The organism is Symmachiella dynata, assembly GCF_007747995.1.
Classification (GTDB): Bacteria; Planctomycetota; Planctomycetia; order Planctomycetales; family Planctomycetaceae; genus Symmachiella; species Symmachiella dynata.
This window is the reverse complement of the sequence record NZ_CP036276.1, coordinates 2,066,371-2,089,871: the sequence shown is the minus strand read 5'-3', so window position 1 is coordinate 2,089,871 and position 23,501 is coordinate 2,066,371. Positions and strand designations below refer to the sequence as shown.

At 55.7% G+C, this 23,501-nt stretch carries 20 protein-coding genes; 6 read left to right on the top strand and 14 right to left on the bottom strand.

Annotation, left to right across the window (positions count from 1 at the left end):
* Position 1: 1 nt before the first annotated feature.
* The 9 genes from Mal52_RS08040 to panC all read right to left on the bottom strand — a co-directional run bounded on the left by Mal52_RS08040 (position 2) and on the right by panC (position 10,589).
* Positions 2–844: a phytanoyl-CoA dioxygenase family protein gene (locus Mal52_RS08040; protein ID WP_145375355.1), complete on the bottom strand. Its 843-nt coding sequence runs from the start codon at positions 842–844 to the stop codon at positions 2–4.
* Between the two features lie 51 nt (positions 845–895).
* Positions 896–1,828, bottom strand: a complete 933-nt coding sequence (gene hemC, locus Mal52_RS08035; protein WP_145375354.1) for a hydroxymethylbilane synthase — start codon at positions 1,826–1,828, stop codon at positions 896–898.
* 210 nt (positions 1,829–2,038) lie between these two features.
* Entirely contained in the window at positions 2,039–3,190 is a 1,152-nt protein-coding gene (locus Mal52_RS29665) for a DUF502 domain-containing protein (RefSeq protein WP_197534747.1), read from the bottom strand.
* Positions 3,191–3,247: 57 nt separating this feature from the next.
* Entirely contained in the window at positions 3,248–3,802 is a 555-nt protein-coding gene (locus Mal52_RS08025) for a ComF family protein (protein ID WP_197534746.1), read from the bottom strand.
* An 835-nt stretch (positions 3,803–4,637) separates the two neighbouring features.
* Positions 4,638–5,951, bottom strand: coding sequence for a PQQ-binding-like beta-propeller repeat protein (locus tag Mal52_RS08020; protein WP_231962556.1), 1,314 nt, complete (start codon positions 5,949–5,951; stop codon positions 4,638–4,640).
* 155 nt (positions 5,952–6,106) lie between these two features.
* A complete protein-coding gene (locus tag Mal52_RS08015) occupies positions 6,107–7,615 on the bottom strand; it encodes an anti-sigma factor family protein (RefSeq protein ID WP_145375352.1) in 1,509 nt (502 codons plus the stop codon).
* Positions 7,616–7,768: 153 nt separating this feature from the next.
* Positions 7,769–8,344, bottom strand: a complete 576-nt coding sequence (locus tag Mal52_RS08010) for an RNA polymerase sigma factor (protein ID WP_145375351.1) — start codon at positions 8,342–8,344, stop codon at positions 7,769–7,771.
* Positions 8,345–8,597: 253 nt separating this feature from the next.
* Positions 8,598–9,686, bottom strand: coding sequence for a prolipoprotein diacylglyceryl transferase (gene lgt / locus Mal52_RS08005; protein ID WP_145375350.1), 1,089 nt, complete (start codon positions 9,684–9,686; stop codon positions 8,598–8,600).
* A 45-nt stretch (positions 9,687–9,731) separates the two neighbouring features.
* Positions 9,732–10,589, bottom strand: a complete 858-nt coding sequence (gene panC / locus Mal52_RS08000; protein WP_145375349.1) for a pantoate--beta-alanine ligase — start codon at positions 10,587–10,589, stop codon at positions 9,732–9,734.
* Positions 10,590–10,933: 344 nt separating this feature from the next.
* On the opposite strand from panC, the gene Mal52_RS07995 reads away from it, so the two are divergent.
* Positions 10,934–11,458: a hypothetical protein gene (locus Mal52_RS07995; protein ID WP_145375348.1), complete on the top strand. Its 525-nt coding sequence runs from the start codon at positions 10,934–10,936 to the stop codon at positions 11,456–11,458.
* 98 nt (positions 11,459–11,556) lie between these two features.
* Here the strand turns inward: Mal52_RS07995 and phoU are convergent, their stop codons facing one another.
* The 3 genes from phoU to Mal52_RS07980 form a co-directional block, all read right to left on the bottom strand.
* Positions 11,557–12,240 (bottom strand): phosphate signaling complex protein PhoU, encoded by a 684-nt coding sequence (phoU, locus tag Mal52_RS07990; protein WP_145375347.1) that lies wholly within the window; start codon positions 12,238–12,240, stop codon positions 11,557–11,559.
* Positions 12,241–12,313: 73 nt separating this feature from the next.
* Positions 12,314–12,946, bottom strand: a complete 633-nt coding sequence (locus Mal52_RS07985; RefSeq protein WP_145375346.1) for an RNA polymerase sigma factor — start codon at positions 12,944–12,946, stop codon at positions 12,314–12,316.
* A gap of 112 nt (positions 12,947–13,058) precedes the next feature.
* Positions 13,059–14,054: a Gfo/Idh/MocA family protein gene (locus tag Mal52_RS07980; RefSeq protein WP_197534745.1), complete on the bottom strand. Its 996-nt coding sequence runs from the start codon at positions 14,052–14,054 to the stop codon at positions 13,059–13,061.
* 150 nt (positions 14,055–14,204) lie between these two features.
* Between Mal52_RS07980 and Mal52_RS07975 the strand changes: the two genes are divergently transcribed.
* The gene (locus tag Mal52_RS07975; protein ID WP_197534744.1) at positions 14,205–14,549 is read left to right on the top strand and encodes a rhodanese-like domain-containing protein; all 345 of its coding nucleotides are present in this window, start codon (positions 14,205–14,207) and stop codon (positions 14,547–14,549) included.
* A 134-nt stretch (positions 14,550–14,683) separates the two neighbouring features.
* Entirely contained in the window at positions 14,684–14,923 is a 240-nt protein-coding gene (locus tag Mal52_RS07970; RefSeq protein ID WP_145375344.1) for a biotin/lipoyl-containing protein, read from the top strand.
* Between the two features lie 29 nt (positions 14,924–14,952).
* Here the strand turns inward: Mal52_RS07970 and Mal52_RS07965 are convergent, their stop codons facing one another.
* Positions 14,953–15,897 carry a histone deacetylase family protein gene (locus Mal52_RS07965; protein WP_145375343.1) on the bottom strand — a complete coding sequence of 315 codons (945 nt, stop codon included), beginning with the start codon at positions 15,895–15,897 and terminating at the stop codon, positions 14,953–14,955.
* 815 nt (positions 15,898–16,712) lie between these two features.
* On the opposite strand from Mal52_RS07965, the gene Mal52_RS07960 reads away from it, so the two are divergent.
* Positions 16,713–18,242 (top strand): HEAT repeat domain-containing protein, encoded by a 1,530-nt coding sequence (locus Mal52_RS07960; RefSeq protein WP_145375342.1) that lies wholly within the window; start codon positions 16,713–16,715, stop codon positions 18,240–18,242.
* Positions 18,243–19,011: 769 nt separating this feature from the next.
* Positions 19,012–19,845: a DUF1571 domain-containing protein gene (locus tag Mal52_RS07955; protein ID WP_145375340.1), complete on the top strand. Its 834-nt coding sequence runs from the start codon at positions 19,012–19,014 to the stop codon at positions 19,843–19,845.
* Positions 19,846–19,924: 79 nt separating this feature from the next.
* Here Mal52_RS07955 and Mal52_RS07950 read toward each other — a convergent pair whose 3' ends face one another.
* A complete protein-coding gene (locus Mal52_RS07950; protein WP_145375338.1) occupies positions 19,925–21,097 on the bottom strand; it encodes a zinc-binding metallopeptidase family protein in 1,173 nt (390 codons plus the stop codon).
* 635 nt (positions 21,098–21,732) lie between these two features.
* Here Mal52_RS07950 and Mal52_RS07945 point away from each other — a divergent pair.
* Complete coding sequence (locus Mal52_RS07945) at positions 21,733–23,499, top strand: FHA domain-containing serine/threonine-protein kinase (RefSeq protein ID WP_145375336.1); 1,767 nt, start codon at positions 21,733–21,735, stop codon at positions 23,497–23,499.
* Positions 23,500–23,501: the final 2 nt, after the last annotated feature.

The following is a 23,501-nucleotide window of genomic DNA, read 5'->3' as shown; positions in this document are numbered from 1 at the left end:
CCTACTCCTCCGCCCGTCCCCAGCGGCTGGGATTGATACCCGTTGCCATGTCCTGCATGCCTGCCGGTTTGTTCCCCCCTTCGGGGAACCAGACGCGGCGATTTCGGCCGGTCATCAGTGTCCGGACCTCTGGCGGCACGTTTGCCAATTCGCTTGCGTCCCACTCCCGCACATCCCCCGCCGGTCCGGCCCACGCGGGGCGATAGGCGATCGCTAACATTTCGCGGGCGTAATCGCCGGTGTTTGGATAATTGCCGTGAAAAACGTTCTGCTGTAACAGCACCGCCGACCCGGCGTCGCAGGTCACCATCACCTGCTCGGGATGTCCTTCGTATCGCAAATAGGGATTCGCGTCAGCGTGTAGCGATAGATGCGAACGCGGCACCACGCGAAACGGCGAGACTTCCGGCGTCAGGTCATCGAGATAATACAGTACGCGAATCAGCCGCGGGCAACTGTGCTCGAAGCCAAAAATCTCCGACCCCCAAGGCTGCCCGTCGCAATGCAGACTGATCCCTGGATGCCCGGGAGCGGAGCGGGCGTAACCGTAATCCATCATCACGATATCATCACCGAACAAGGCCGTGAGGAATTCAAGTGTCGGCCGATGCGCTATCAACTCGGTGATTGCCGGGCCGGCGAATTGCACATTCGGATAGACCTGTTGATGCACGCTGTAATCAACCGCAAAGGTGTCCAGCTCGCGCGTTTCACGTTTGAGCCGCGCGATGTCATCCGCATCCAACAAATCAGGCAGCACTAAAAAGCCTTCTACCTCCAGATGCCGAATCCGCGCGCCCAGATCGAGCACACGCCAATCAATATCAAGCGGTCGGTCGCGCATGCCATCAATCCCCAAAGAACCGTAGGGCAGGCTCCCGCCTGCCGTTGCCGCTCAAAACTCCGCAGCCGTAATCAATGCATCCGCCCCTTGCGCGCGAAGGTCGCCGGCCACGGCGATCCCCAGAGCAGCGGCAGCTTCACCCGTGGCGGTTGCCATCAGACGTTGTTGGCCGTCGGAACTGAGCACCACGGCTGTTAATTCCAGCTGATCATTTTGCAGACTCGTTGCAGCGGCAATCGGGGCATGGCAGCCCCCGCGTAATTCGTGTAACAGAGACCGCTCCGCTGTCGCTGCCATCTGGGTAGCCGAGTCGTTGATCTTTGCCAGCAATTCCTGCGCAACGACGTCGTCGCTGCGGCATTCAATACCCAACGCCCCTTGGCCGATGGCCGGTAACATCACCGGTGGCTGCAGCTCACAATCGATCCGCTCGGCCAGTTCCAGCCGCATCAAACCGGCCGCTGCCAGAATCAAGGCGTCGAATTCGCCTTCATCCAGTTTCCGCAAACGGGTTTCGACGTTGCCCCGTGCTTCGGCAAATTTTAAATCGGGACGCTGGTGCAACAATTGCGCGCGGCGTCGCATACTGCCGGTTCCCACGACAGCACCATCGGGCAGATCATCTAGACCGCCACCACGGCGCGATGCGGGGAGCAGCAACGCGTCATGCACCGCTCCGCGCGGGGGAATCGCCCCCAATGTCAGCCCGGCGACCGTTTCAGTCGGCAGGTCCTTGAGGCTATGCACGGCGATATCCGCATCGCCCTCCAGAACCACTTTTTGCACTTCACGCGTAAAGACCCCGAATTCGCCCAGGCTGGAGAGCGGCTCCGATTTGTCGCGGTCGCCAATGGTCGACACGTGCACAATTTCGATGGTCGTACTGGGCGCAGCAGCACTGAGCAGTTGCTGCACATGATGGGCTTGCCACAACGCCAAACGACTGGAACGTGTGGCAATCCGAATAGGCGGTGTCTCACTCACGAGGTCGGGTCTCGATCTACATTGCTTCGCAATAAAACGAAAACGGGCTTCGCAATAATACGAAGACGGGCTCTGCAAAAAAGAAAACGGGCTTCGCAAAAATGAAGCGGGGCTATGCAATATAAACACTGACAGTTTCCCGACAGTGTCGTCGATGCTGCGCTGTGGAGCAACCGACCGCGTCAGCGATTCACGACAAACAGATTCGCGTTACTCGGTTTTGGGCGGACCGGTCAAAATCGTACCGCTGTCGCTGATCGCCGGCAGCGCCGAGGGGAGTTGTTTGCCGAACGCTTTTTTGAGCACCTCGGGGGTGACTTGTTGACGTCCGGGAACCAGTACGCCGCACGAAATGCAGAACTGGAAGGCCTCGTCGACGGAGATGTCCAGGTCGATCACTTCACTGCGGGGCACGTTCATCGTATAGCCCGTCACCGGCATCGGCGAACTGGGGATGAGCACACTGATCATCGGTTCCCCCGCAGCTGTGGCAATATCCAGCATGCTTTCGCCCGTTACCAGACCTAGCGACCAAATTCCCCGGCGGGGATATTCGATGGCCACCACCCGGCTATATTCGACTTCGGTTTCGGTCAGCAGAAAATCGGTGACCTGCTTCACCGACGAATAGACGTTGCGGATCAACGGTAGCCGGGCCAGGATTTTCGTTTCAATCTTGTGTACGACCCAGGACCCCAATTGGGCAGTCATCAACCGGCCGACGAAATAGACACCCACCACAGTGAGCAAAATCGCCAGCGCGCTCAGGTGCCAAAAGCTGTAGAAGTATTGCGTCGTGACGTAATCCATATACGCCCCGATCGCCGTCGGCGGCATGGCGAGCGGACCGACCTGTCGCTCGACGGTCGCATAGACATGCAGCGGAATGTACCCGCCCCCCATGGGGATGTAGATATTCTTGGAGAGTGCATCGCTGTTGTAGGCGAAGTCCTTTTGAGCGGTATCTTCGCGGATGATGGTTTCCCAAAGATGCCGCTGATCCACCCGCTTGCCTGACGGAGAAGCAGCGCGTTTCTCTGCAATCAGTTTGTCGATTTCGGGAATCCGCTTTTGCAAGCCGGGTGTAATGCGGTAGCGGTTGCCGATATTCGGCAGCGGCGGCAATTCTTCGCTGGGGAGCAACTCCCGCTCTTGGCGTATCTCGTTGACCGTGCTGGCAATGGTCCACCGCACCCCATCGCCAATCGGCTGGATGATGTAACTATTGAGTCCCTGGCCGACCCATAACAAGATCACCAACGTCAAAATCGGCGGCAGACTGATCGACAGCCCGCGCAAGAAGACGCGCGTCGCGGCCCCTTTGGGCAATTTCTTTTTAATCCGTGCTCCATCTTCGGTCATGCGCAACCGCCTCACTGATTGATTTTTCACTGTTCCAAAGCGCCACGCGGCTGCCGATCAATTCCGCATGGCGCGGGCAACGACCGCTGTAATCACGCGCCCGGCCCCCGCTTGTTTGAGAACCCGCGCCGCTTCGTGCGCCGTAGCGCCGGTTGTCATAATATCATCGACCAACAGCACCGTCGCCCCTTGAATTTCTTCTCGGCGGCCGACTTTGAAGGCCTTTCGCACGTTTTCGCGACGCCGGTCGGCCGGTAACGATCGTTGCGGCTTGGTCCATTTGGCCTTCACAAGTATATGGTCACTCTTACGGACCCTCAAGTTGTGTGCCCAGACACCAGCGAGCGTTTCCGCTGGATTGTGCAGACGGGACAAGCGTTGCAACCAGAAGTGCGGCACCGGGACGACGACGTCAATCGGCGTATCTCGAAACGCCTCGACGCGGCGCTCCCATTGCAATTCCGCCAACGCCGCCGCCAATGCCTGCTGCCGCCCCCCTTTGGCCCCCAGACACGCTTGCCGCAATTGGTCCTCATAAATCCCCAGCCGAATCACCCGTTCAAAGGCAAACTTTTGGCGAACACAAAAATTGCAGCCACCCGATGGATCCACATACGGTCCAATCGGCGCCCCGCAACGATCACAAGCTACCCCCGCAGTGCTCAACAATTCGCGCCGGCAACCCTCACAAATCTCCGCACGACACGTCAACGATTCCGGAAGGGCTGTCTGGCAAACGGCACAGTGGCAAGGATAAAGAAAATCCACAGCGCACCGCCCAAATTCACGCATCGCCCCCGAGACTGCCGCAGGCAGACGAGATCTCAGCGTTTGCGACTCGGAGTGTGGTGTCATGGAATTCTCCGGACCGCCCCGAGTGACCAATCAGGAAGGCCTTATCGTCACTTTTTATCCGTGTTTCACCCGTGCTGTTAACAATTCAAGGATTCGTCCGTTGCGTAAATCTTCAGCCTCAGAAAGATACCACGAAAGCAACGAAACACACAAAAGCGATTTCAGAAATTGCAGCAGACGAAAGACTAGCCACAGAGGCCACAGAGTTCACAGAGAAATTTTTTAAACCGTGGTGACTGCTGAGTGCAACTTTTCTCTGTGGCCTCTGTGTGCTCTGTGGCTTTTTGTTTTTTTATTTTAGTTGCAGCGTAAATGTGCCGGATTTTATCCGTACCGCTAACATAATCAAAAAATTGCTTCCTGTGCAACTTTTTGGCGGCTAGGCTTATTGTTGTTCAGGTGCATCGCCGCCATGTCGACAATCGATGCTGAATGATCCAATCAGGTTGTATTACGTCGGATTCATTCTCTCACAGTGCTTAGCAAGCAGCACCGTGCACGACGGCAAGCCGTCGGTTTGGGGACTTACGTTCCGACACCCGACCATCCGTGTCTCATCCGTGTTAATCCGTGGCTAAAAAAAATTCAATTCTCATTCAGCCGCCAGATTCACCCGCACGATTTCCTTGTCATTCCGCGCAAAAACGCTCTGCATGGCAAAGGCTGGGTGCGACCAGATTGTGAGTCGGCGGCGGACTTTGCGTGTCGGTTCGAGCAATTCTGCGCGGCTCAGTTCTTCGTAACCCTCCGGCGTCAAACGGGCGATGATCAATTCGCCTTGTTCGTTGCAGATGAACACGCGGTCCTTGTGGGGGATCAAAAACGCGTTCCACCAACGGTCTTCCCCCGTCGCCTCGAATGTCTCCCAAATACGATCTCCCTGCTGGGCATCCAGGCAGCGCAATTGTCCAAAACTACAGACTCCGTAAATGTGCGATTCTGTAAAAATCGGCGTGGGCATGATCGAATGCAGGCCGTCGGTTTTCTTTTCGCTGTCGCTATTTCCCCGCCAAATCAGTTTGGCCGCTGGAGGATTGGAGGAAACTTCGAGCATTCGCGGTCCATTATAAAACGAGGTGACAAACAACCGATTGCCTTGCTGTCTCGGCATCGGGACAGTCAGTCCCACGCGGACATCGAAGGGGAACTCCCAGTATTTTTCGCCGGTTTCGGGATTGAGGGACGTGATCGCTGTGGGGTGCCAAGCAATCAGTTGCCGCACTCCATCGAATTCATAAATCACCGGCGGCGCGTACCCCACGGCCGGATCATCAATTGCCCGCCACAGTTCTTGACCGGTCATTTTATCAAAGCTGACCAGACACGCGCCGTCGCTGCCCCCGACGAGGGTGATCAACTGTTTGCCATCGACCAGCGGCGAGGCCGCCATACCCCAGTTCGGCAGTGCGGTTCCATACTCCTCGACGAAGTCCTTTTTCCAAAGGATTTCTCCCTGTTCAACGTCAAAGCAAAACATGTCCCCCTGCGTGCCGATGGTATAGACACGATTGCCATCGACCACCGGCGTCGCCCGCGGGCCATGGGCATAGCTCACCGTGTAGCGCACGTCATATGCGTGCTGCCACAGCACCTTGCCTGTTTCGGCGTTTAAACAAAGGACGCGTTCTTGGCGGTCCGCCGGTTGGTAATCGGTGATGAACACCCGTCCGTCCGCCACGGCCGGGCCGCTGTAGCCTTCTCCCAGCGGGGTCGACCAAACGCGCGGTAATGGTCCCGGCGGGAGGGATTCGACGATCCCGTCTTCGCGCCAGACACAATCCCGCTTAGGCCCGCCCCATTGGGGCCAATCGTCGGCCGAACTGGAGCGGAGGGGGATCACGAACAGCAGGACCGCAAAGCAGAAGGACATCCAAGTCGTCGGCGTGGCGGAAAATCGGCAGGGCATCGAGAAACTCCCGGAGGTATGATGAGCGGGCAGGACAAACTGGTCCTAGCGATGCATGTCCGATTCCCGGCCATGCATGAGGCTCCCGCCATCATACGCAGCACGGCACGCCAAGCCAACCACCGTTTGCGTGCAGCGGTCAGCAGACCTCGAAATCAAGCAGCCCCGCCGCCGTCCCCCGCTTTTTTAACGGGGGGAGCCGGGACCTTTTTCGCCGCTGGCGACTGCTGCCGCACGAGCAAAATCATGCGGACACGTCGCGGCGCGTCCGCGTTTCGCTTTTTGATTTCGGTGTCCTTTTTGCCCGATGCTTCCTTCTCGGCCAGTTTGACGGCAGGTTTGTCCGCTAAGACTTCACTCGGAGAGGGGACTGCAGGCTTGCCGGGGGGCTTGCTCAGATCGCCCTTGTCTGCCGGAATCTGTGATTGCAAAGCCTCGGGAACAGGTGTGATCTGTAATCGAGATTTTTGTCGGGCGATGGCACGGGTTTCATTTTGACTGCGTTCTGTTTTCGGTGCCGTCGGTTTGGACTGCCCCGAACTTTGCCCCTTGCCAGTGCTTTCCTGTGCGGTTTCTTGCTTTGGAGTGCTGGATCGTTTCTTCGTACCTAAAGCGGGGGGAGGGACGTCCTTGGGGATATGCGACTGCGGAGAGGTTCGGCTGCCAAACTGTGGCGGAACCGACAGAGCATCGTCTGCAAGATCGTCGGGTTGCTCACGATCACCGCTGTCGAAGTATTTTTGATCTCTCTCAGAGAGTTGGGCAACAAGAATCGGTTGTCCCGCCTCCAGATCCAGCAATTGGCTGTCGTCATTGATTTTGGCGACAAGATCCGTCAATTCCTCTGGCGAGGCCTCTAAATGAATGGCAATCGTATCGGGCGAGCCTTCCAGGCCAATGACTTCCACATGCGTGCCGCCGATCCATTGATCGATATTAACCACAACCGCCTTGAAAACCGCCACTTGCTCTTGCGACTCGTCCAGTTCCGTCATGTGAATGACTTCGCCGATTCGGCTACGGTTCCATTTTTGGCCGGTGGGTAATTTCACCAATTTTTCTTTTTGAATCGTGGGTTTCTTGCTTTGCCGCAGCAAATTGTCAGCCTCATCCGTCGCAATGAATTTATCAGCGTCAGCGGCTTGGCTGTTTTTGATTGCCGGCAATGCTGCGGGGGCCACACTGCGTGAAACGGTATGTAGATCCGATTGGGCTTCAGTCGCCAAACCTTCAGCCGGAGCGGTCTCGGCCTGCATTTTTTGAAAAACCATGTCCTCCATGACGATCGCTTCTTCCACCGGCTGTTGCGCTGGTTGGGGGGCGGGCACCGCACGGACGAGAAACACCACGGCTGCGGCTGCGGCGACGATTCCCAATGTCGGTTTCAGCCAAGATCGCCGGGTCGCGGTCACAGGGGCCGCCGGGGTCGGTTCGCGCAGCAATGAACGCCGTTCCGCTTGGAGGAGAACTTCTTCCGCGAATCCTTGCGGAGGTTGCGCGGGGGGCAACTCCTGCATCCACTGCGAGAGTTTTTGGAAATCCGCCAGTTGTTGCTGCGCAGCGGGAGAGGATTCCAACAGCTGCGCCACATCCGCGCGCTCACTCTGCGACAGTTCCCCATCCAGATACGCGGATAGCAATTCTTCGGATATTTTGTCGTTCATACCGCACCGATCACATGTGCCTAAGGCACGTCGATTTTCTGTGAGACATACGCGGCCACAGCTGTCGGGGAATTATTGCCCCCGACCCGACTGTTAAAAACCGCTGCTCACCCCTTCAAATAAAATAGGTCGTTTTCCGTAGGACGCTTTCTGTCAAATATCGTCGTCCTTGAGCATGCGCTGAAGTTTTGCTCGTAATTCGATGCGCCCCCGGTGGATGCGGCTGCGAACCGTTCCCACCGGACATTCGAGCGTTTCAGCAATCTGTTCGTATTTCATGCCCTCAATTTCCTTGAGGACCAACACTGTGCGAAAATCTTCTGGGAGTTCGGCGAGAGCGGTCCGGACGGCAAGTTGTCGTTCTGTCTGTTCGAGTGCAAATCCGGGGAATGCTTGTGGGTGTGTGTCAGCCGGTTCCTGTCCCGTGTTGTCCCGTGCGGCGTCTATCGAGACGGTCGCACGTCGTTTCTTGCGATGGCGGGAAACAGCCGCGTTGAGAGCGATGCGAAACAACCAAGAATAAAAAGCCGAATCGCCTCGGAATGAATCTAATTTTTCAAAGGCCTGTACAAAGGCATCCTGCGCCACATCAAGCGCTTCATCCGTGGATCCAACCACAGAAACAAGACTGTTGTAAAGCCGATCCTGATAGCGCTCCACCAGCGCACCAAACGCCTGCGTTTGGCCACTGAGACAATCGGCAATCAGTTCTCGGTCGTCCTGTTTCACGGTCTACCGTTCAATGTGACGCCCTAAGGCGGCGGAAAGTTCCCTAAATCCACAGAATTGTGAAGTTATTGTGACACCTACGTCTGACGTTTATACGCGTAAACCGTCAATTTTACACAACCGCAGGCCCAATCAGTAGATAAGTTGGTCGGTTTTTCGCTGCATGTCCAATCGTCAGTACTCCGCGGCGGTTGCCGACTTTGCTTTTAGCGACCGGTTTTGCGTGGGAGACCGCAATCCGCTCACCCTTTGTTCACGCTGGGCTGGCGGATGATTTCACTTGTGGTTTTGAGTTGAGCGGGGTTGGTTGCGGCGGTTGAAACGATCGTTCCGGTTGGCGGGCGACGTACCATAAAAATGCGAGTGCGGTCGCCAGTAATCCGAAGCTGAAGAGCTGCGCCGGCGTAAACGGCGTTCCCCATTTGCCCCCTTCGTCGTTTCGTAAAAACTCGATCGTAAACCGCGAAATCGGATAGGCCAACCAGCCAACGGCCAAGACCGCACCATCCTTGTGGCGATAGGGGTAATAACAGAACGTCAGCACCGCCAAAACGAGCGCATTGATCGCACTGTAGATTTGCGTTGGATGCAGCGGCCGACTGCCGGCCGCGTCGGGAAAGATGATCCCGCGCTGCACTTCGGCCATGAAAGGCACGCTCTCCGGTGGAAAGGTCACCGCCCAGGGAAGTGCACAAGCATCTCCCCAACAGCAGCCGTTGAGAAAACAGCCCATGCGGCCAAACATCATTCCCACAAACACCGACGTAATGGCGATGTCTCCCAGCTTCAGCAGCGGAATACTCTTAACGCGACAATAGATCACCGTCGCCAAAACCCCACCCAGCAATCCGCCGTAAAAGACCAATCCGCCGTCCGGGAGATTGATCAGATTGGCCAGATTTTTACCCGGTCCGAAATACCGTTCGCTGTATTGAATCACGTACCACAACCGCGCGCCGCCGATCCCGCACAAGAAGACCCAAAAGGTCAAATCCCAGACAGCACTCTCCGGGAATCCCTGCCGATTCGCACGGTATGAGGCAATGGTCGTCGCAAATACGAAACCGAGAAACAACATGAACCCATAGCCAAAAATCGGGATCCCGACCAAGCGTTGCTGGTGCGGGGCATAGAAAATGGCTAACGCAACCGCCGTCCACAAACCAGCACCGTACAGCGAAGGTACGAGCGACTCGGTTTCGCGATAACGGACATAAAGCAGGCTCGCGCCGATCACAGCCCAGACCGCGAGCAGTAACCCCAGACCGAAGACCGGCAGGTTGCCCAGCGACCCCAGCGGAATCTCACCATCAAATCGAATGACGAACAGTGTTTGCCGCATCCTGCGTGTATCCTTGTCCGAGAGGCTTATGAATCTGGTTTGTGATTAAAGCGAATCTGTTGGCTCAATGACCATATTATCAATCAACCGCGTCGTCCCCACTCGCGCCGCGATAAGCGCTACCAGACGTGCCGTTGGCTGCGCGTCCTCGCTCAACGTCTCCGCATCCACGATGGTCGCGTAATCCAACTCGACTCCGGGGGTTTGCTGCATCCGCTGTACCATCTCCTGGCGGAGGGCCGTTAAATCGGTTTCCCCCGCTGCGACGCGATCGCAAGCGAACTGCAGGCACTGGCTGAGGGAGAGCGCCGTTTCCCGTTCCGATTCACTGAGGTAGCGGTTACGACTGCTCAGCGCCAATCCGTCTGCCTCGCGAATGGTGGGGCAGGTGGCAATTTCCACCGGCAGCGCCAAGTCGCGACACATCTGGCGAATGATCAATTGTTGTTGATAGTCCTTGCGACCAAAATAGGCGACGTCGGGCGCGACGATGTTCAGCAGCTTCAAAACCACCGTCGTGACGCCGCGAAAATGTCCCGGCCGGTGTGCCCCTTCCACGATGGTCGAAAGCTCGACCGCTTCGACAATCGTCTGGTCGCCGGCCGGGTAAATTGTCGCCACATCGGGATGAAAAACGAGGTCGACACCTTCGTCGCCGCAGCCCCTCAGGTCCTCTTCAATCGGCCGCGGATAGCGATCCAGATCCTCGTGCGGGCTAAACTGGGTGGGATTGACGAAAATCGAGACGACCAAATAATCGCACTCTTCCCGGGCGGCACGCATCAAACTGAGATGCCCCTCGTGCAGCGCCCCCATCGTCGGCACGAGACCGATTTTCTTCCCCGCGCCCCGTGCAGCAGCAACCGCTGCCCGTACATCGACGATCGATTTCGCGATGTTCATTGTTTGCAGATCCGTAGCAGCCAACCTTGTTGTCTCCGCCTGTAAAAAAGCAGTGAATAGTTCCGCTGGAATTTTAGCGGTTTACCTACTTATAGGCGAGACCGGAGTGGATTTGGTTGTGCTTTGTCGCAGATCAGCGACAAGAACCCGACGCAGAGAGGAACAGGATACGCGGGGTTGCGGTTTTCGCTATAATTTGGCCTATCGGGAGCAAACGTTGACCTGCCGCAATCCTTGGCCAGTATTTTAGTCTCGGCGACGATGCTCAAGATGAGAATTGAAGAACAGACCGGTTGAAGCACAGCCTGGCAAAGATACTTTGATTCAAAAAAAGGTGCCAAACCATGTGCGTGATTTTGGGTGTCATTTTATTGTTGGTCGGCCTAACCGTAATCGGCGGGTTTCCTTTCTGGATCTGGCTACAAGTGCGTCAGCATCCCAACAATTCGGCCCACGTGATACGGTCGAAACTAATTGGTGGACTTGTCGGTGGTTTGGTAATTCTTGGTTGCTACCAGGTCTTTTCATGGGCAAGTTTCTGGTGGTATCTGGAAGATAAAACGAGCATTGACATTCGATATCAAGAATTCACCGAAGCACGTTCAGAAGGTCGATTTCGAGATGCGATTATGATCATGACGCCGGATTATCGGAAACAGCATTCCTTAGCCCAATTCGAAACAGAATTTTCACAGGACTCCATTTTCCAGTTATACCCAAATCGATCCTTGAGTGTGTTCGCTGGGCGTGCTGAACTTTATCCAAACCACAATACATATACAGGTTTCTGGAGCGGACCGATCTATAAGTGGAAAAAAGTAGGAGGTGAATGGTACCTCACAGTTGAAATTGATTGGAGCTTGGACTAATCCACTCGCGCGGATGTTGAGTGCTCCTAGTAAGGAGATTTTGCAAAACGAGAGACGAACGTCCCTTCTTCCCAAAATCGGCTCGCATTCGCCAAAAACTATTCGTCGCTATCGGGCGACGCGCCGATTTCCGGTCGGTGGCGGACGATTTCTCCCTCCACCAGATAGATCACATCCTCGGCAATGTTCGTCGCATGATCAGCCACGCGTTCGACGTGCCGCGAGACCGAAAATAGATGCATCATCGGTTCGATCAGATCCGGGGAGCGTTTCATCGTTTCGGTCAACTCCTGGATGATGTTGCGATTGTACGCGTCGACAGTCTCATCCCGCGTGCAGACGCGACGCGCCGAGTGGCTGTCGAGTTGGACCAGCGCATCGATGCTATCGTGCAGCATCGACAACGCTTCGGCAGCCATCCGCTCCAGTGTATCGGGAATCGTGACCACTGGGCCCGAGGCGAGACTAGCGGCCCGCTCGGCGATATTCACACCCAAATCGGCGACGCGTTCCAGCTCACCGGTGATTTTTAACACCGTCGTAATCCGCCGCAGATCGTCGGCGACCGGCTGATAGAGCGCGAGGATTTTCAGGCAGTCCTCTTCCAAACGGACGTCCAAATCGTCGATGGCATCGTCCTGTGTCACCAGATCATGGCAAACCGCTGAGTCCGGTTCTTGCAGCGCCGCCAGCGCCTTGTGTACTAACTCTTCAGCCATACCGCACATCAGCAGCATGTTGCGGTGCAGTGTTTCCAAATCCCGTGTGAGGTGTCTGGACAATGAAAGGTCCGTCCTTGCGAATGAATGTCTCGTCCCTGTGGATGGTAAACTTTGATTTCCGGAAGCGCCCCAATCACCGCCCCATGGGGTTGGCATCCGGTCCGAGTAGATCTTGTAGCTTGTTCAACGAGCGGCTAAGCAGCACGCGGACCGAGCCGTCGGTCTTGCCGATTTTTTGCGCGATTTCCTTGGTCGGCAAACCCTCAACATACCGCAACCGCAGCGCCTCTTGGCTTTCTGCCGGGAGTGTGGCGAGGACTTCTTGCAATTTGAATTCACGTTGATCGCGGGAAAAAGCCTGACTGGGCGTTGTCATGGTCACGACCAACATATCGATCAGCCCCCCTTGTCCCGTCGTGGAACTTGTGCCGCCCACCGGCGAATTGCCGGAGATCTCTTTATTGGCCGAGCGTTTTTGGGCGCCGATGTATTTTCGGTGCGCATCAATAATCCGACGTTCGGCAATTTGACACAACCAATTGAACGGATCGCGGTCTTTGAACTCCATGTCCGGCAATCCGCGCAGGGCATGAATGGTCACCTCCTGCAGCAGGTCGTTCGGTTCGACTTTGCTGGCCAATGCGGAACTGACATTGCGGTTGATGAAGGCCAGCAACTGCATGCGGCGCAATTCAATGAATTCCCCCAACGCATCGGTGTCCCCTTGTTTTACGCGTTCGACAATTTCTGCGTCGGAGTCGGACATGCGATTCGCCCCTAGATCTGTTTATTCTGACTTTGTCGCCGAGCGTCGACAGGTTACCGAGTTGGATGTTATCCCGAACGGCGACAAATTGACAACCGGTTTTTGGCATTCCCTATTCACAACGGACCATCCGCCCGGTTTCCGCCGAACGCAAGACTGCTGCGGTGAAGTCAAACACCGGTAGTGCGCAATCCGCCGGCGCCGGATTCGCCGCCCCCGCAACCAAACAGTCTATGAATCCGCGATCGGGATCTGAGCAGGTCTCGTCGATGGGGATTTCCTCTAGGTCATTGTTCTCCGCACGCCACAACCGATCTTGCTTGACGATGAAATCAGCGTCTCGGCAATAAATCACAATGTCTTCGTGGTAATGTTCGGCATTGCCGGTCAGCGTCATGCTCAATGTCACGTCGCCAGTGAGTTTCCCGGCGATGGCGGTGACGATTTCGACTTGACTGCCATGACGATGACTGACAGCGTACACCTCCTCCGGTTGCAGCCCGGTGAGAAAAAACAGCAGGTCCACTTTGTGGCTGCCCGCATCGCCTAGAAAGCCCCCGGGATTGTGTTCATGACTGTCGCGCCATGTGCCGCCGATGGTTTGTTGCCAACGCTCGGCCAAGTCGAAGGTCACCGTTTGAATCGGTCCCCAGCGGCCCGATTGCAATTCGCGGCGCAGCATTTGGTAAATCGCCCAGTGACGGCGTTGATAGGCCACCGACAGCAACGGACCACCCGCACCGGCTGCGTCGATCATCTTAACGATCCGCTCCCGTGATTCGGCCAACGGCTTTTCACACAACACATGCCACCCTCGCGCACGACAGGCGGTCGTTTGTTCGAAATGCAACTGCGTCGGCGTACAGATGACGGCTGCGTCTACTGGGATCGGCGACTCCAACAGGGCTGTAAAATCGTCAAAGACATCTCCCTCGGTCGCGTACTCCGCCGCGAGCTGCAGCGCGTTGTCGCGGAGCGGGTCGCAGAACGCGGCCAATTCAACGCGGGGATCGCGGGCCAACCGCTGGGCATGCAAGCGGCCAATCTGACCGCAGCCGATCAAGGCGACTTGGACCGGAGGCGTTAACGGCAGCTGTTGTCTGTCCATTGGCGATTCCAACCAGAGTGACGGGGGGACGCGACATGATGCATCCTGCGTTGTCATTTGTATCTGACCGGCTTAAGATCGCAACCATGGGGGAGAATTGCCCCGCGTCGAAAGTTATTCCACAGAAATTCCCTGCGAGAGTCGTCTGTTATGTCACAACCGGAATTGCATCCGTTAGAAATCAGTTGCATCAGTGTGAAGGCCAAACTCGATGGCGGCGATGAGTTTTTCTTTCTCGACTGCCGCGAAGCGGACGAACATCAACTCGTGAATATCACCGAAGCAGCTCTGGTGCCGATGAGTGAGATTCAAGACCGCATTACAGAGTTACAACCGCACCAGAATGGCGAGATCGTTATCCACTGCCATCACGGCGGCCGCAGTTTGCAGGTGGCCACATGGCTACACGGACAAGGCTTTGCCAACGTCAAAAGCATGGCCGGCGGCATTGACCAATGGGCTATGGAGATCGACACCGCACTGACCCGCTATTAACGCAATCGGACGACCCTTCTTACAGCTGGTTTCAAAACCCTCTGTCGCGGCATCTGCAAACTTGAACCACAGATTCACGAACAGACGCAACCGGAGTTTGAAACGGATTCTAGAACTTGCAAAGGGCAGGACAAATGGCCGTTGCGATCGTTGTCCCCCCACTCGGACTCGAAGGTCAACCGCTGCAGGTGAGCCTCTGGTTTGTGGATGTCGGTCAGGAGGTGCTCGCCGGGGACCGCCTGGTGGAAGTCATGCTGCCCGGCATGACGTTTGACATCTCAGCCACCTGCAATGGGACTTTGGCCGCGATTGATGTTCGCGAAGGGGCATCGATTGCCGAAGGGGAGACGTTGGGGAGAATTCACCCCGCATAGGCCCTCCTAGTGGTCGAAGCCGTCTGCCGTCAAATACCTTCTGCATCACCGGCCAATGTCTCAAGGTGCACGCGCACACAATCGGGGAGGATTTCCAGGTTGTAGCCTCCTTCGAGGAAACTGATCAGCCGCCGATCAGAGTATTCATTGGCGATGTCGGCGACCAGTTGCGTCAGCATGATGTAGTCGTGGGTCTCCAATCCCAGCGAACCGACCGGATCAAGCCGATGGGCGTCGAACCCGGCGCTGAGCAACACCAATTCCGGCCGGCACTGGGCGGCGATGTCTTTGATCATGATTTGGAAGCGAGAAAAATAATCATCGCGTGAGGTGCCGAATTCGATCGGCAAATTCATCGTCGTTCCCAGACCGGGCCCCTCACCGGTCTCGTCTTCGGTTCCCGTGCCTGGATAAAACGGGTGCCGATGGATGGAGAGAAAGTACACATTTTCCGAACGATAAAACGTCGCCTGTGTGCCGTTGCCGTGATGCACATCCCAATCCACGATCAATACACGTGACAGCTTGTGATGTTCCACTGCGTGCTTGGCAGCGACGGCAATGTTGTTGAACAGGCAAAATCCCATCGCCTGGTGCCGTAAGGCGTGATGTCCCGGGGGACGCACCAAACAGGCCGCGCGGATTTCGTCGCCGGTTAGTACCGCATTCACGGCGGCGACTCCCGCGCCGCATGCTAAGCGTGTGGCGTCGTACGACCGGGGACTGACCACGGTATCGGCCTCGATACGGCCGCCCCCCTTTTCGGCGAACTTGGAAACCAACTGCACATAGTTTGAATTATGAACGCGGGCAATTTGCTCTCCGGTTGCTGCTTCGAACTGGGGCCGCGTAAAACGCTTGTTGAGATCTGATTCGTCGATGCTCGCCAAAACTCGCGACAATCGCTCCGGGCACTCCGGATGATGGCCGGTTTTGTGTTCGAGAAACAGAGGATCGGTGTAGAGTAAAGGCATGGCCGGGGAGCTCGATTCTGGAATCAGTTCGACTCAGAGCCGACGCCTACGGTTGTATGACGTATGCTCAATTATTGCTTAGACGTTTAAGAGTATCCGGAATTTTGAATGGCAGGACAATCGATCCAGCCACGATAACTGGAAAAAACGATTGGTCTCCAGGACTGGAAATGACTCATTTTATGGGCCGGAATGGAACTGGGGGGTAACCAAGGGACAAGGCCGGCAGACAGCCTGTTGCGTCCTGAGAATCAGAACTTCAGCAAACTTGTCTTAAAGATTTAGTGGCTCTCTTAGGGAATCAACTTGACACTTCCGACTCTGCGGTGATAACGTAGATTTTCGTTACTGTTGTTATTCTTTATCGTTTTCAGTCATTTCATTGCGGGTCGCCGTCAAGGCGAGGGCCACGTCATTCCTTGTTTCGCATTTTTTGCGCCATCCGACTTAAGAGGGCTCTGTCCTCGGAACCGAGTTATTTTTCGGTCACTTTTCATTGGGTAAGGTGGAATTGGTCGATTTATCGCGGCCTAATGGTCTTCATGAAATTTTTGCGAATCGATCATTCCTGCGAAAAAAGACTCCGAGACTGCAAATTTGCTACTCTTGGCCATTGATCTCCGGCATAATATCAGAACGTCAGTTCTGACCGGTTATCGGCCGAACTGCAGCATCCTTCCTAACAGTCGGATGTTGTGCGTGTTTGCGGTAATATGTCAGCGATACCGACGTGTTGCATGAATTGTGCCTGAGAAAGAATTCGAAAACTCAGCCACTACTTAGGTTCTCTAAACGTGCCCCGACTGAATCGACACATGAATCGAGTACTCAACGAAGAGACCGGAATTAGCAACCGCATGGTCAACACGGACGATCAACCGACTATGTGTTTACAACTCCGTCGCCGATCCCTCCGGCTGGCCCCGATTTTACCGATTGGTGCCATGGCGGTGGTGATGTCCCTCGCAGCCGCGTTCGGACCGGCGCAGCTGATGGCTGCCGACGGCACGCCGGGGGATTCTGTTCCGGCTGGAAGTCCCGCAACTGCAGAGCAGGATAAACCCGACTCGCAGTTACCATACGGGTATACCCCACCCTCGGTCATCCCGCCCGGCGCATCGAGCGATGAAGAATGGGTCGTGCAGTTTGGAGACGGAGGCAAACGCGCAACCGACAATGCACGACGAGACTTCCTCTCCGTGTTCAACCGAGGAAACTTCGAGTCCGCTGAAGACCGCGAAAACTTCGAAAAATACATTCAATGGCGTCTCGCGCAATTTACGTTGCGAAAGTATTTGACCGCCAACCCCCAACAGCAACAAATCGGGTCCATGCGTTCAAAATGGCTGCGGGACGTCGATCGCGCCCGTAAAGCGGGCCCAACCATCTTCCAGGCGTATGTCGATACCCTCGTGCGGGAAACCCCAAAGTTATTTAAATACCATATGGTTGCTCGGCTGAATGCGGCTGTGCTACTGGCCGAATTGAACGAGACTCCAGCAGAAGGTAACAAACCTGCCGTACCGTTATTGGCGGTGACTGAACCGCTGTTGGATTTTCTGGGACAGCAAAACCAACTCGGTGTCGTGCGTGTTCCCGCCGTACGGGGCCTTGCACGCGTGATCCGGGATGGTCAGCCCCCCGAAAAAATACGTGACGATATTATTACCGCTTTTGTCAATGAGCTGCAAAACGGCGATCCGAAAAACGACGCGCTCGCCACCACGATTGCCGAAGAACTCGGCAGATTGGGAATCGTCAATGGCAGTGATCGCACCCCGGTCGTCGTCAATGCCCTCACAAAAACCTTGGCGGATAAAAAGCGAGGCTATCGGTCTCGCAGCGAAGCCGCCGCTGCCCTGGGGCGACTCTCGCTGGACAACACGATCAACGTACGGCTGATCGCCTTCGAAATCGCCGCGCTCGCTCAAGAGATGGCCACCACTTTCGAGAAAGAGGCGGCCGAGGCACAGAAAAACGAACTGAATCCAAACTATGTCGCCTGGAAGAAACCGTTCTTCAACCTTTACACGGCATTTAAAGGGGACAAGCGGGTAAATATTGAGCGCGGACATGGCCTGAGTAACAAGGATGGCCTGAACGGGGCAACCAAACAAACAGTCAATGCAGCCTATGGTCAGGTTCTGCCGTTGATTCTTTCGATCCTTGTGGAGAAACCGATTGAACCCAAGGATCAGGATGCCATTTTGCAATGGCTAGAGGCGAACAAGCCGCCAAGTCGCAAAGTGCACGATTCCTTTAAGGAAATCATCAGCGACGATCAATCCCAGGCTCCCGGGACCCTCTCCAGTGCGACGGCAAGCAATACAGAAGCGAATAATTAATCGCCCTGTTTTTTAATCGGACTGCTTCTTCTGTCACGCCGCCGCTACCGCGAGCCGTTCGCTTCCTCCACGCTCTTTCCGTGGAACCCAATAAGCAGCGCATCCCTGGAGCTTTTCTCGCTACAAATCGTTTCAAAACCCTCTGCCCCGTCCCATTGAGACTGATCGCTAGGTTTTGAAACTGGTTCAAGGACGTAGGGATCAGGCAACGGGGTTATCTTTCCAGTGGGGAGTTGCAGGTTATTTCTGAAACCCCACTCTGACAGTGCTGCCTTTCGCCGTTTTTGCCACGTGCGCATTCCTACCAAGAGATTGGCTCGATCACTGAATGCGCACATAGCGGTTTCTGCGAAATTGGGCTGGCAGGACCCGGCGTGAATCGACTATCTTCCGCCTCACTTCTGAGATTAACCGCCCAGTGTGACAGACCTGAAGTTCGGTTGGCACGATTACCGTCAACCTTTAGAATTAGGGTCACTTTGCAGCGCGGTGATGCTCCAGTTGAACAGTTCGCCGAAATTTGTCGAAAACGAGTAAGGCTATTTTTGGCTTCGGAGCAGAAATTTTGGATAATTTGAGGGACGCGTTTGTCTTAAAATCAAAACTCCGTCTCTTATGCGGCCTATAAAACGCCTGTCCATTCGATGACAGGGATAATTGAAGTTTCGGTTTGGATATCTTTTTGTGGGGAGCGGACGGGAAATTTGATGTTCTCGGCAGCTCAAACCACTCCATCGGCTTGAATGATCATTTTGATCGAGGTGTGTTCATGGGACAGTTAAGGCAGTTGCGGGTCACTGGTTTCTTAGTACAACTCTTTACGTCTCGGACCACGATTGCCATTGCGATCACCGCTGGCATGATGGGGATGGCCGCATGTGAAGCACTCGGTCAAGACGCCCCCAAAGAGCACCCGCTGGTCAAGCCGCTGAAAATCGTCCGTCAAAGCCGCAAAGCACTCGACGGCGTTAAGGACTACACCGCGACGTTCTCGAAAAAAGAACGCCTGGGACGCGGCGGCCGCCAACTGTTGTCGCAAACCATGCGGATGAAATTTCGCGAAGAACCTTTCAGCGTCTACTTTTTCTTCCAAAACAAGGACGCTGCCGGTCGCGAAGTGATTTTCGTCAACGGCCGCAATAACAACCAACTGGTCGTTCATGAAGGCAGCGGCATCAAGTCGCTCGTTGGCACACTCACCTTTGCTCCGACCGCCAGTGAAGTGATGAAAGAAAACCGCTATCCGATCACCAAGGTCGGTTTGAAAAACATGGTGGACAAAGTCATCGCGCAGTGGGAAGGCGAATCCAAGTTTCGCGAATCGACCGTCAAATACTACAACAGCGCCAAATTGGGCAATGTCGACTGCATGGCGATCGAATGCAGCCACCCCACACCGCGGCGGCAGTTCACGTATCATATGACTCGCGTCTATATTGATAAAAAATCCAAACTGCTCGTTCGCGTTGAACAGTACGGATGGCCCAGCCGCGCCGGACAACAACCGCCAATCGTCGAGGAATTCACCTACTCCGACATCAAGACCAACGTCGGACTCCGCGACGCCGATTTCGATCGCCGCAATCCTCAGTACAACTTCTAAGGCGATGCCCCCATGCCATGACAGCTGGGTGCAAGCAGGGTGAAACGCAACGGCAGTGCGCGTCGCGACGAAACATGCCTTAATGTTCGTCGCACGCCCCACGATCGATTTCCAACAGCACGCCGATGATCTGGGCGACGCCGGTGAGAATCGGCTCGATCATCACAAAATCGGGCTGGCGCAAACGCGTTTCGCCGTCGGTAATCCCCAAGGTCACCGCCGGGATCCCCGCAGCTACGAATTCCGACAGCTCGGAGGGACGATCGTCCTGGGTGGGTTGAATGTCGAGTTGTGACATCACGTCAACCACCGATTTCACCAGCGGATGTGCAAATGGGATTCCGCCCGGTCCGCGTCGGAAAATGCAATCCAGACGGGTCTCGATACCGGTGCTGGCTGTGGATTCTGCAACAATCTCTTCGATCTCACCTACAATGCGATCCAACTCTTCGCTGGAATCGCTGAGGACTTCCAGTCCCAACTCACCGGAATCCGGTTCCACGTGATATAAATCGCCCGCTTTGATTTGCCCCAACCGGATCTTGGTGAACGGACGCGTCGGCATGGCGATCGACAGTAACCGGTCAATGATCCGATTCAAGGCAATCAACGCGTTTCCACCCCCGCCAGTGACGTTGCAGATGATGTCTGCACGAACTGTGCCGGTCGTGAACGTGGTAAGCCGCCCCAGCCTGATGCCTTCCAACACCAGTCCAAAGTCACTGGGCCGTTCTGCGTGATCAAGAACGTATCGCAGTCCCTCATTCTGGTCCCGTTTTAGGGATCGGACCGAGCCGACGAGTTGCAGGTTCGAGTCCAATGCGATGCCCAATTCCTTAAGACAGCAAGGAACCATGGACATCACCGCCGCGCCGAGCGAGTTGTCAGCCACACCGTGGCCCACAATGCGATCCGCCTCGACAACGACCTCCTGCTCCGTCGTATGACAAATCGGCGTCCCCAAATGCGCGACCAGCATCACGGTGCGGAGGCCCGTTTTTCCCGGTAAAAATCCGATCGCGTTGCCTGCGGCATCCGAACTCGCCTCGGAGAGGCCGGCAGCGACAAGACGATCGAGCAGATAGCGAGTCCGCTGTGATTCTCCCCGGGTTGGAGCGGGGATCTGAGCCAACATCGCCAGATTAGCCAGCACTTCCTCACGGAGCGGTGTGAGAGCGCTGACCACCTCGGTCAATGCCGGTCGCTCAGCAGTGGGACGCGGATCGGTCAAAGTTGCCGGTTTTCGCGTCATCGGTTTATCTCCACCTGAAAGGAAGGCCGACGTCTGAAACGCCATGACGCATGACCATTGAGGGGATCTGAGACCGGTTAGCCTTCGGGGAACGGGGTGAACCCTCCACAAAAGGCCTCATCACATTGTATCAAACGCTGTCCACCTAAGCCATTCCAGCCATAACCAAGAGTGTCCAACCCGCGATATGAATCGCCCCAAGGTAGGCGTTCCAAGCAGGTTGTGGCACAGTTCTCCAGCCTGCCCAACTGTTTCGTCTGTACGGACTGCTCATGAAAGATACGGATCGAGACTGCCCCTGGCGTACACACCGAGTGAAATTGGTGTATAATACTACCTATGTAGGTCCCACTCCTTAAACGGGGCGTTGCACGGTCAGTAACGGGCAGAAATCCGCGACGTTTCGTGCGTTTTTTCAAATTGTGGACGGAGAAACAAACGACGACCGTGCTGGTAGTGGTAAACCCCAGGTTTGCATTCCTTGCAGGTCGCCGGAATCCGGACGGTTCTTCAGGGATGTGCCGAAATCTAATGATCTACCCTGAGATCGTTATTCTATTGCGAATTTGTACTCGCAATCGGCATCCTGATAGCGGTACTATGTGCTCAGCCCAGCTGTTATTTGCGAGGGAAGAATGGCGTCGCAGCTTCTGACAAACTCGTTTTTGGAGTTGCTCGAAAAGAGCGAATTGCTGCCACCCGCACAATTCAATGCGGTGGTGCGCAAGTTCAAGCTTCAAGAAATGCCATCGGGGTTCGAAGCCGCTAAGACTTTGGTGCTCAACGGGGTGCTCTCGCGATTTCAGGCAGACCGCTTGATGCAGGGCCGCTATCGTGGCTTTTTCATCGGCAACTTCAAGGTCCTGGAAATCCTCGGTGTCGGTGGGATGGGCTGGGTCTATACGGCTGAGGACCTGCAATCGGGCCGCATCGTCGCACTCAAAGTGCTTTCCGAGCACCATCAGCATATTGTCGATATGCAGGCTCGCATGAAGCTGGAAGTCCGTGCCGGCCAAAAGCTCGATCACCCCAACATCGTCCACGCCTACAAGGCCGAACACACCGGCGACGTCGACTTTCTCGTCACCGAATATGTCGAGGGAATCAATCTGCAGGAATGGTCAGACCTGGCCGGTCCCACTCCGTTTCCGCAGGCATGTGATTTTATTTGCCAGGCCGCGGCTGGTTTGCAACATGCTCACAGCAACGGACTGGTGCACCGCGATATCAAGCCCTCGAACTTGATCGTTGACAAGTCAGGGGCAGTGAAGATTTTAGACTTCGGTTTGGCACTAACCCGCAACGACGAAGACGAATTTTCGTTGGCGATGATTTTCGGACATGATTGTTTGGGAACCGACGACTTCATCCCGCCGGAACAAGCCCGCGAAAGTTATGCGGTCGATTCCCGTGCCGACCTTTATAGCCTGGGGTGCACACTGTATTTTCTGCTCAGCGGTCGGGTGCCGTTTCCACTCAAGACCACGCCGGAAAAACTACGTGCGCACCTGAGCAAAACACCACAGCCGATTGGCGAACTCGTACCGTCGCTCCCCGAACCGGTCATCGCCGCCGTTGAAAAGTTGATGGCCAAAGATCCCGGTGAACGGTTTCAATCCGCTGCCGAGGTCAAAGCCGCGCTCGAGCCATTCGCCGAACGCAAACTGATTCCGTTCGATTTTCCGGCCATACTTGTCGAGCGTTGCAAGGACGCGCAGCGCCGGGTCTCTGCACTGAAGCAGCGGCGGCGAAAAATCGCCGAAGCGAGTTCCTCAAGTTCAATGGCGCGACGGATGATGTTGGACTCCTCGAATCAGCACCTGCAAGCGGGAGTCGACACCGGGGTGCCCGGCGAAACGCGACCGCGGCGCTCTGCCGTATCACTCGTCAACCCGCTGGACTCGTATACCGCTTCAAAAATTTCCTCCAATGACATGAAAGCCAAGTCCAGGCCGCAGCAAGGCACGCAACCGTTTCCTACGTCCAAGCCGCAGTCGACCACATCAGCCACATTTGCTCCGGCTTATTTGACATCCCAAGCCGGCGGCCGCCCCATCAAACTCTATCAACCGTATCTGGTGGTTGGCCGTGACGAAGGTTGCGACATCTCAATCGACGGAGCGGGTGTTTCCGGCCGGCATTGCGAATTTCGCTGTGATGGCCAGCAGTGGACGGTGACCGATCTGGGCAGTAAAAACGGCATCCAAATCAACGGACAATCGGTCCAGTCCCACGCAATCCAATCCGGCGATGAACTCACCTTCGGCAAGTTGCAGCGGTTCCGCTTTATGACCACCGCCCAGCAGCCTCAGCCGGCCCGCATTACTTGGCCGGCCATCGTAGCCAGCCTCGCAGTCGGAGCCGCCGCCGCAACCGCCTGGTGGTGGTTCCTGGCACGGTAGTC

Coding starts and splice junctions, on each gene's coding strand:
- Mal52_RS07995 (WP_145375348.1), top strand. CDS start 10,934: ATGTGCGTGATTTTGGGTGTCATTTTATTGTTGGTCGGCCTAACCGTA.
- Mal52_RS08040 (WP_145375355.1), bottom strand. CDS start 844: ATGCGCGACCGACCGCTTGATATTGATTGGCGTGTGCTCGATCTGGGC.
- Mal52_RS07950 (WP_145375338.1), bottom strand. CDS start 21,097: ATGACGCGAAAACCGGCAACTTTGACCGATCCGCGTCCCACTGCTGAG.
- Mal52_RS07970 (WP_145375344.1), top strand. CDS start 14,684: ATGGCCGTTGCGATCGTTGTCCCCCCACTCGGACTCGAAGGTCAACCG.
- Mal52_RS07945 (WP_145375336.1), top strand. CDS start 21,733: ATGGCGTCGCAGCTTCTGACAAACTCGTTTTTGGAGTTGCTCGAAAAG.
- lgt (WP_145375350.1), bottom strand. CDS start 9,686: ATGCGGCAAACACTGTTCGTCATTCGATTTGATGGTGAGATTCCGCTG.
- Mal52_RS08020 (WP_231962556.1), bottom strand. CDS start 5,951: ATGCCCTGCCGATTTTCCGCCACGCCGACGACTTGGATGTCCTTCTGC.
- Mal52_RS07985 (WP_145375346.1), bottom strand. CDS start 12,946: ATGTCCGACTCCGACGCAGAAATTGTCGAACGCGTAAAACAAGGGGAC.
- Mal52_RS07980 (WP_197534745.1), bottom strand. CDS start 14,054: ATGGACAGACAACAGCTGCCGTTAACGCCTCCGGTCCAAGTCGCCTTG.
- Mal52_RS07955 (WP_145375340.1), top strand. CDS start 19,012: ATGGGACAGTTAAGGCAGTTGCGGGTCACTGGTTTCTTAGTACAACTC.
- panC (WP_145375349.1), bottom strand. CDS start 10,589: ATGAACATCGCGAAATCGATCGTCGATGTACGGGCAGCGGTTGCTGCT.
- Mal52_RS07960 (WP_145375342.1), top strand. CDS start 16,713: ATGAATCGAGTACTCAACGAAGAGACCGGAATTAGCAACCGCATGGTC.
- Mal52_RS29665 (WP_197534747.1), bottom strand. CDS start 3,190: ATGACCGAAGATGGAGCACGGATTAAAAAGAAATTGCCCAAAGGGGCC.
- Mal52_RS07975 (WP_197534744.1), top strand. CDS start 14,205: ATGTCACAACCGGAATTGCATCCGTTAGAAATCAGTTGCATCAGTGTG.
- Mal52_RS08015 (WP_145375352.1), bottom strand. CDS start 7,615: ATGAACGACAAAATATCCGAAGAATTGCTATCCGCGTATCTGGATGGG.
- Mal52_RS07965 (WP_145375343.1), bottom strand. CDS start 15,897: ATGCCTTTACTCTACACCGATCCTCTGTTTCTCGAACACAAAACCGGC.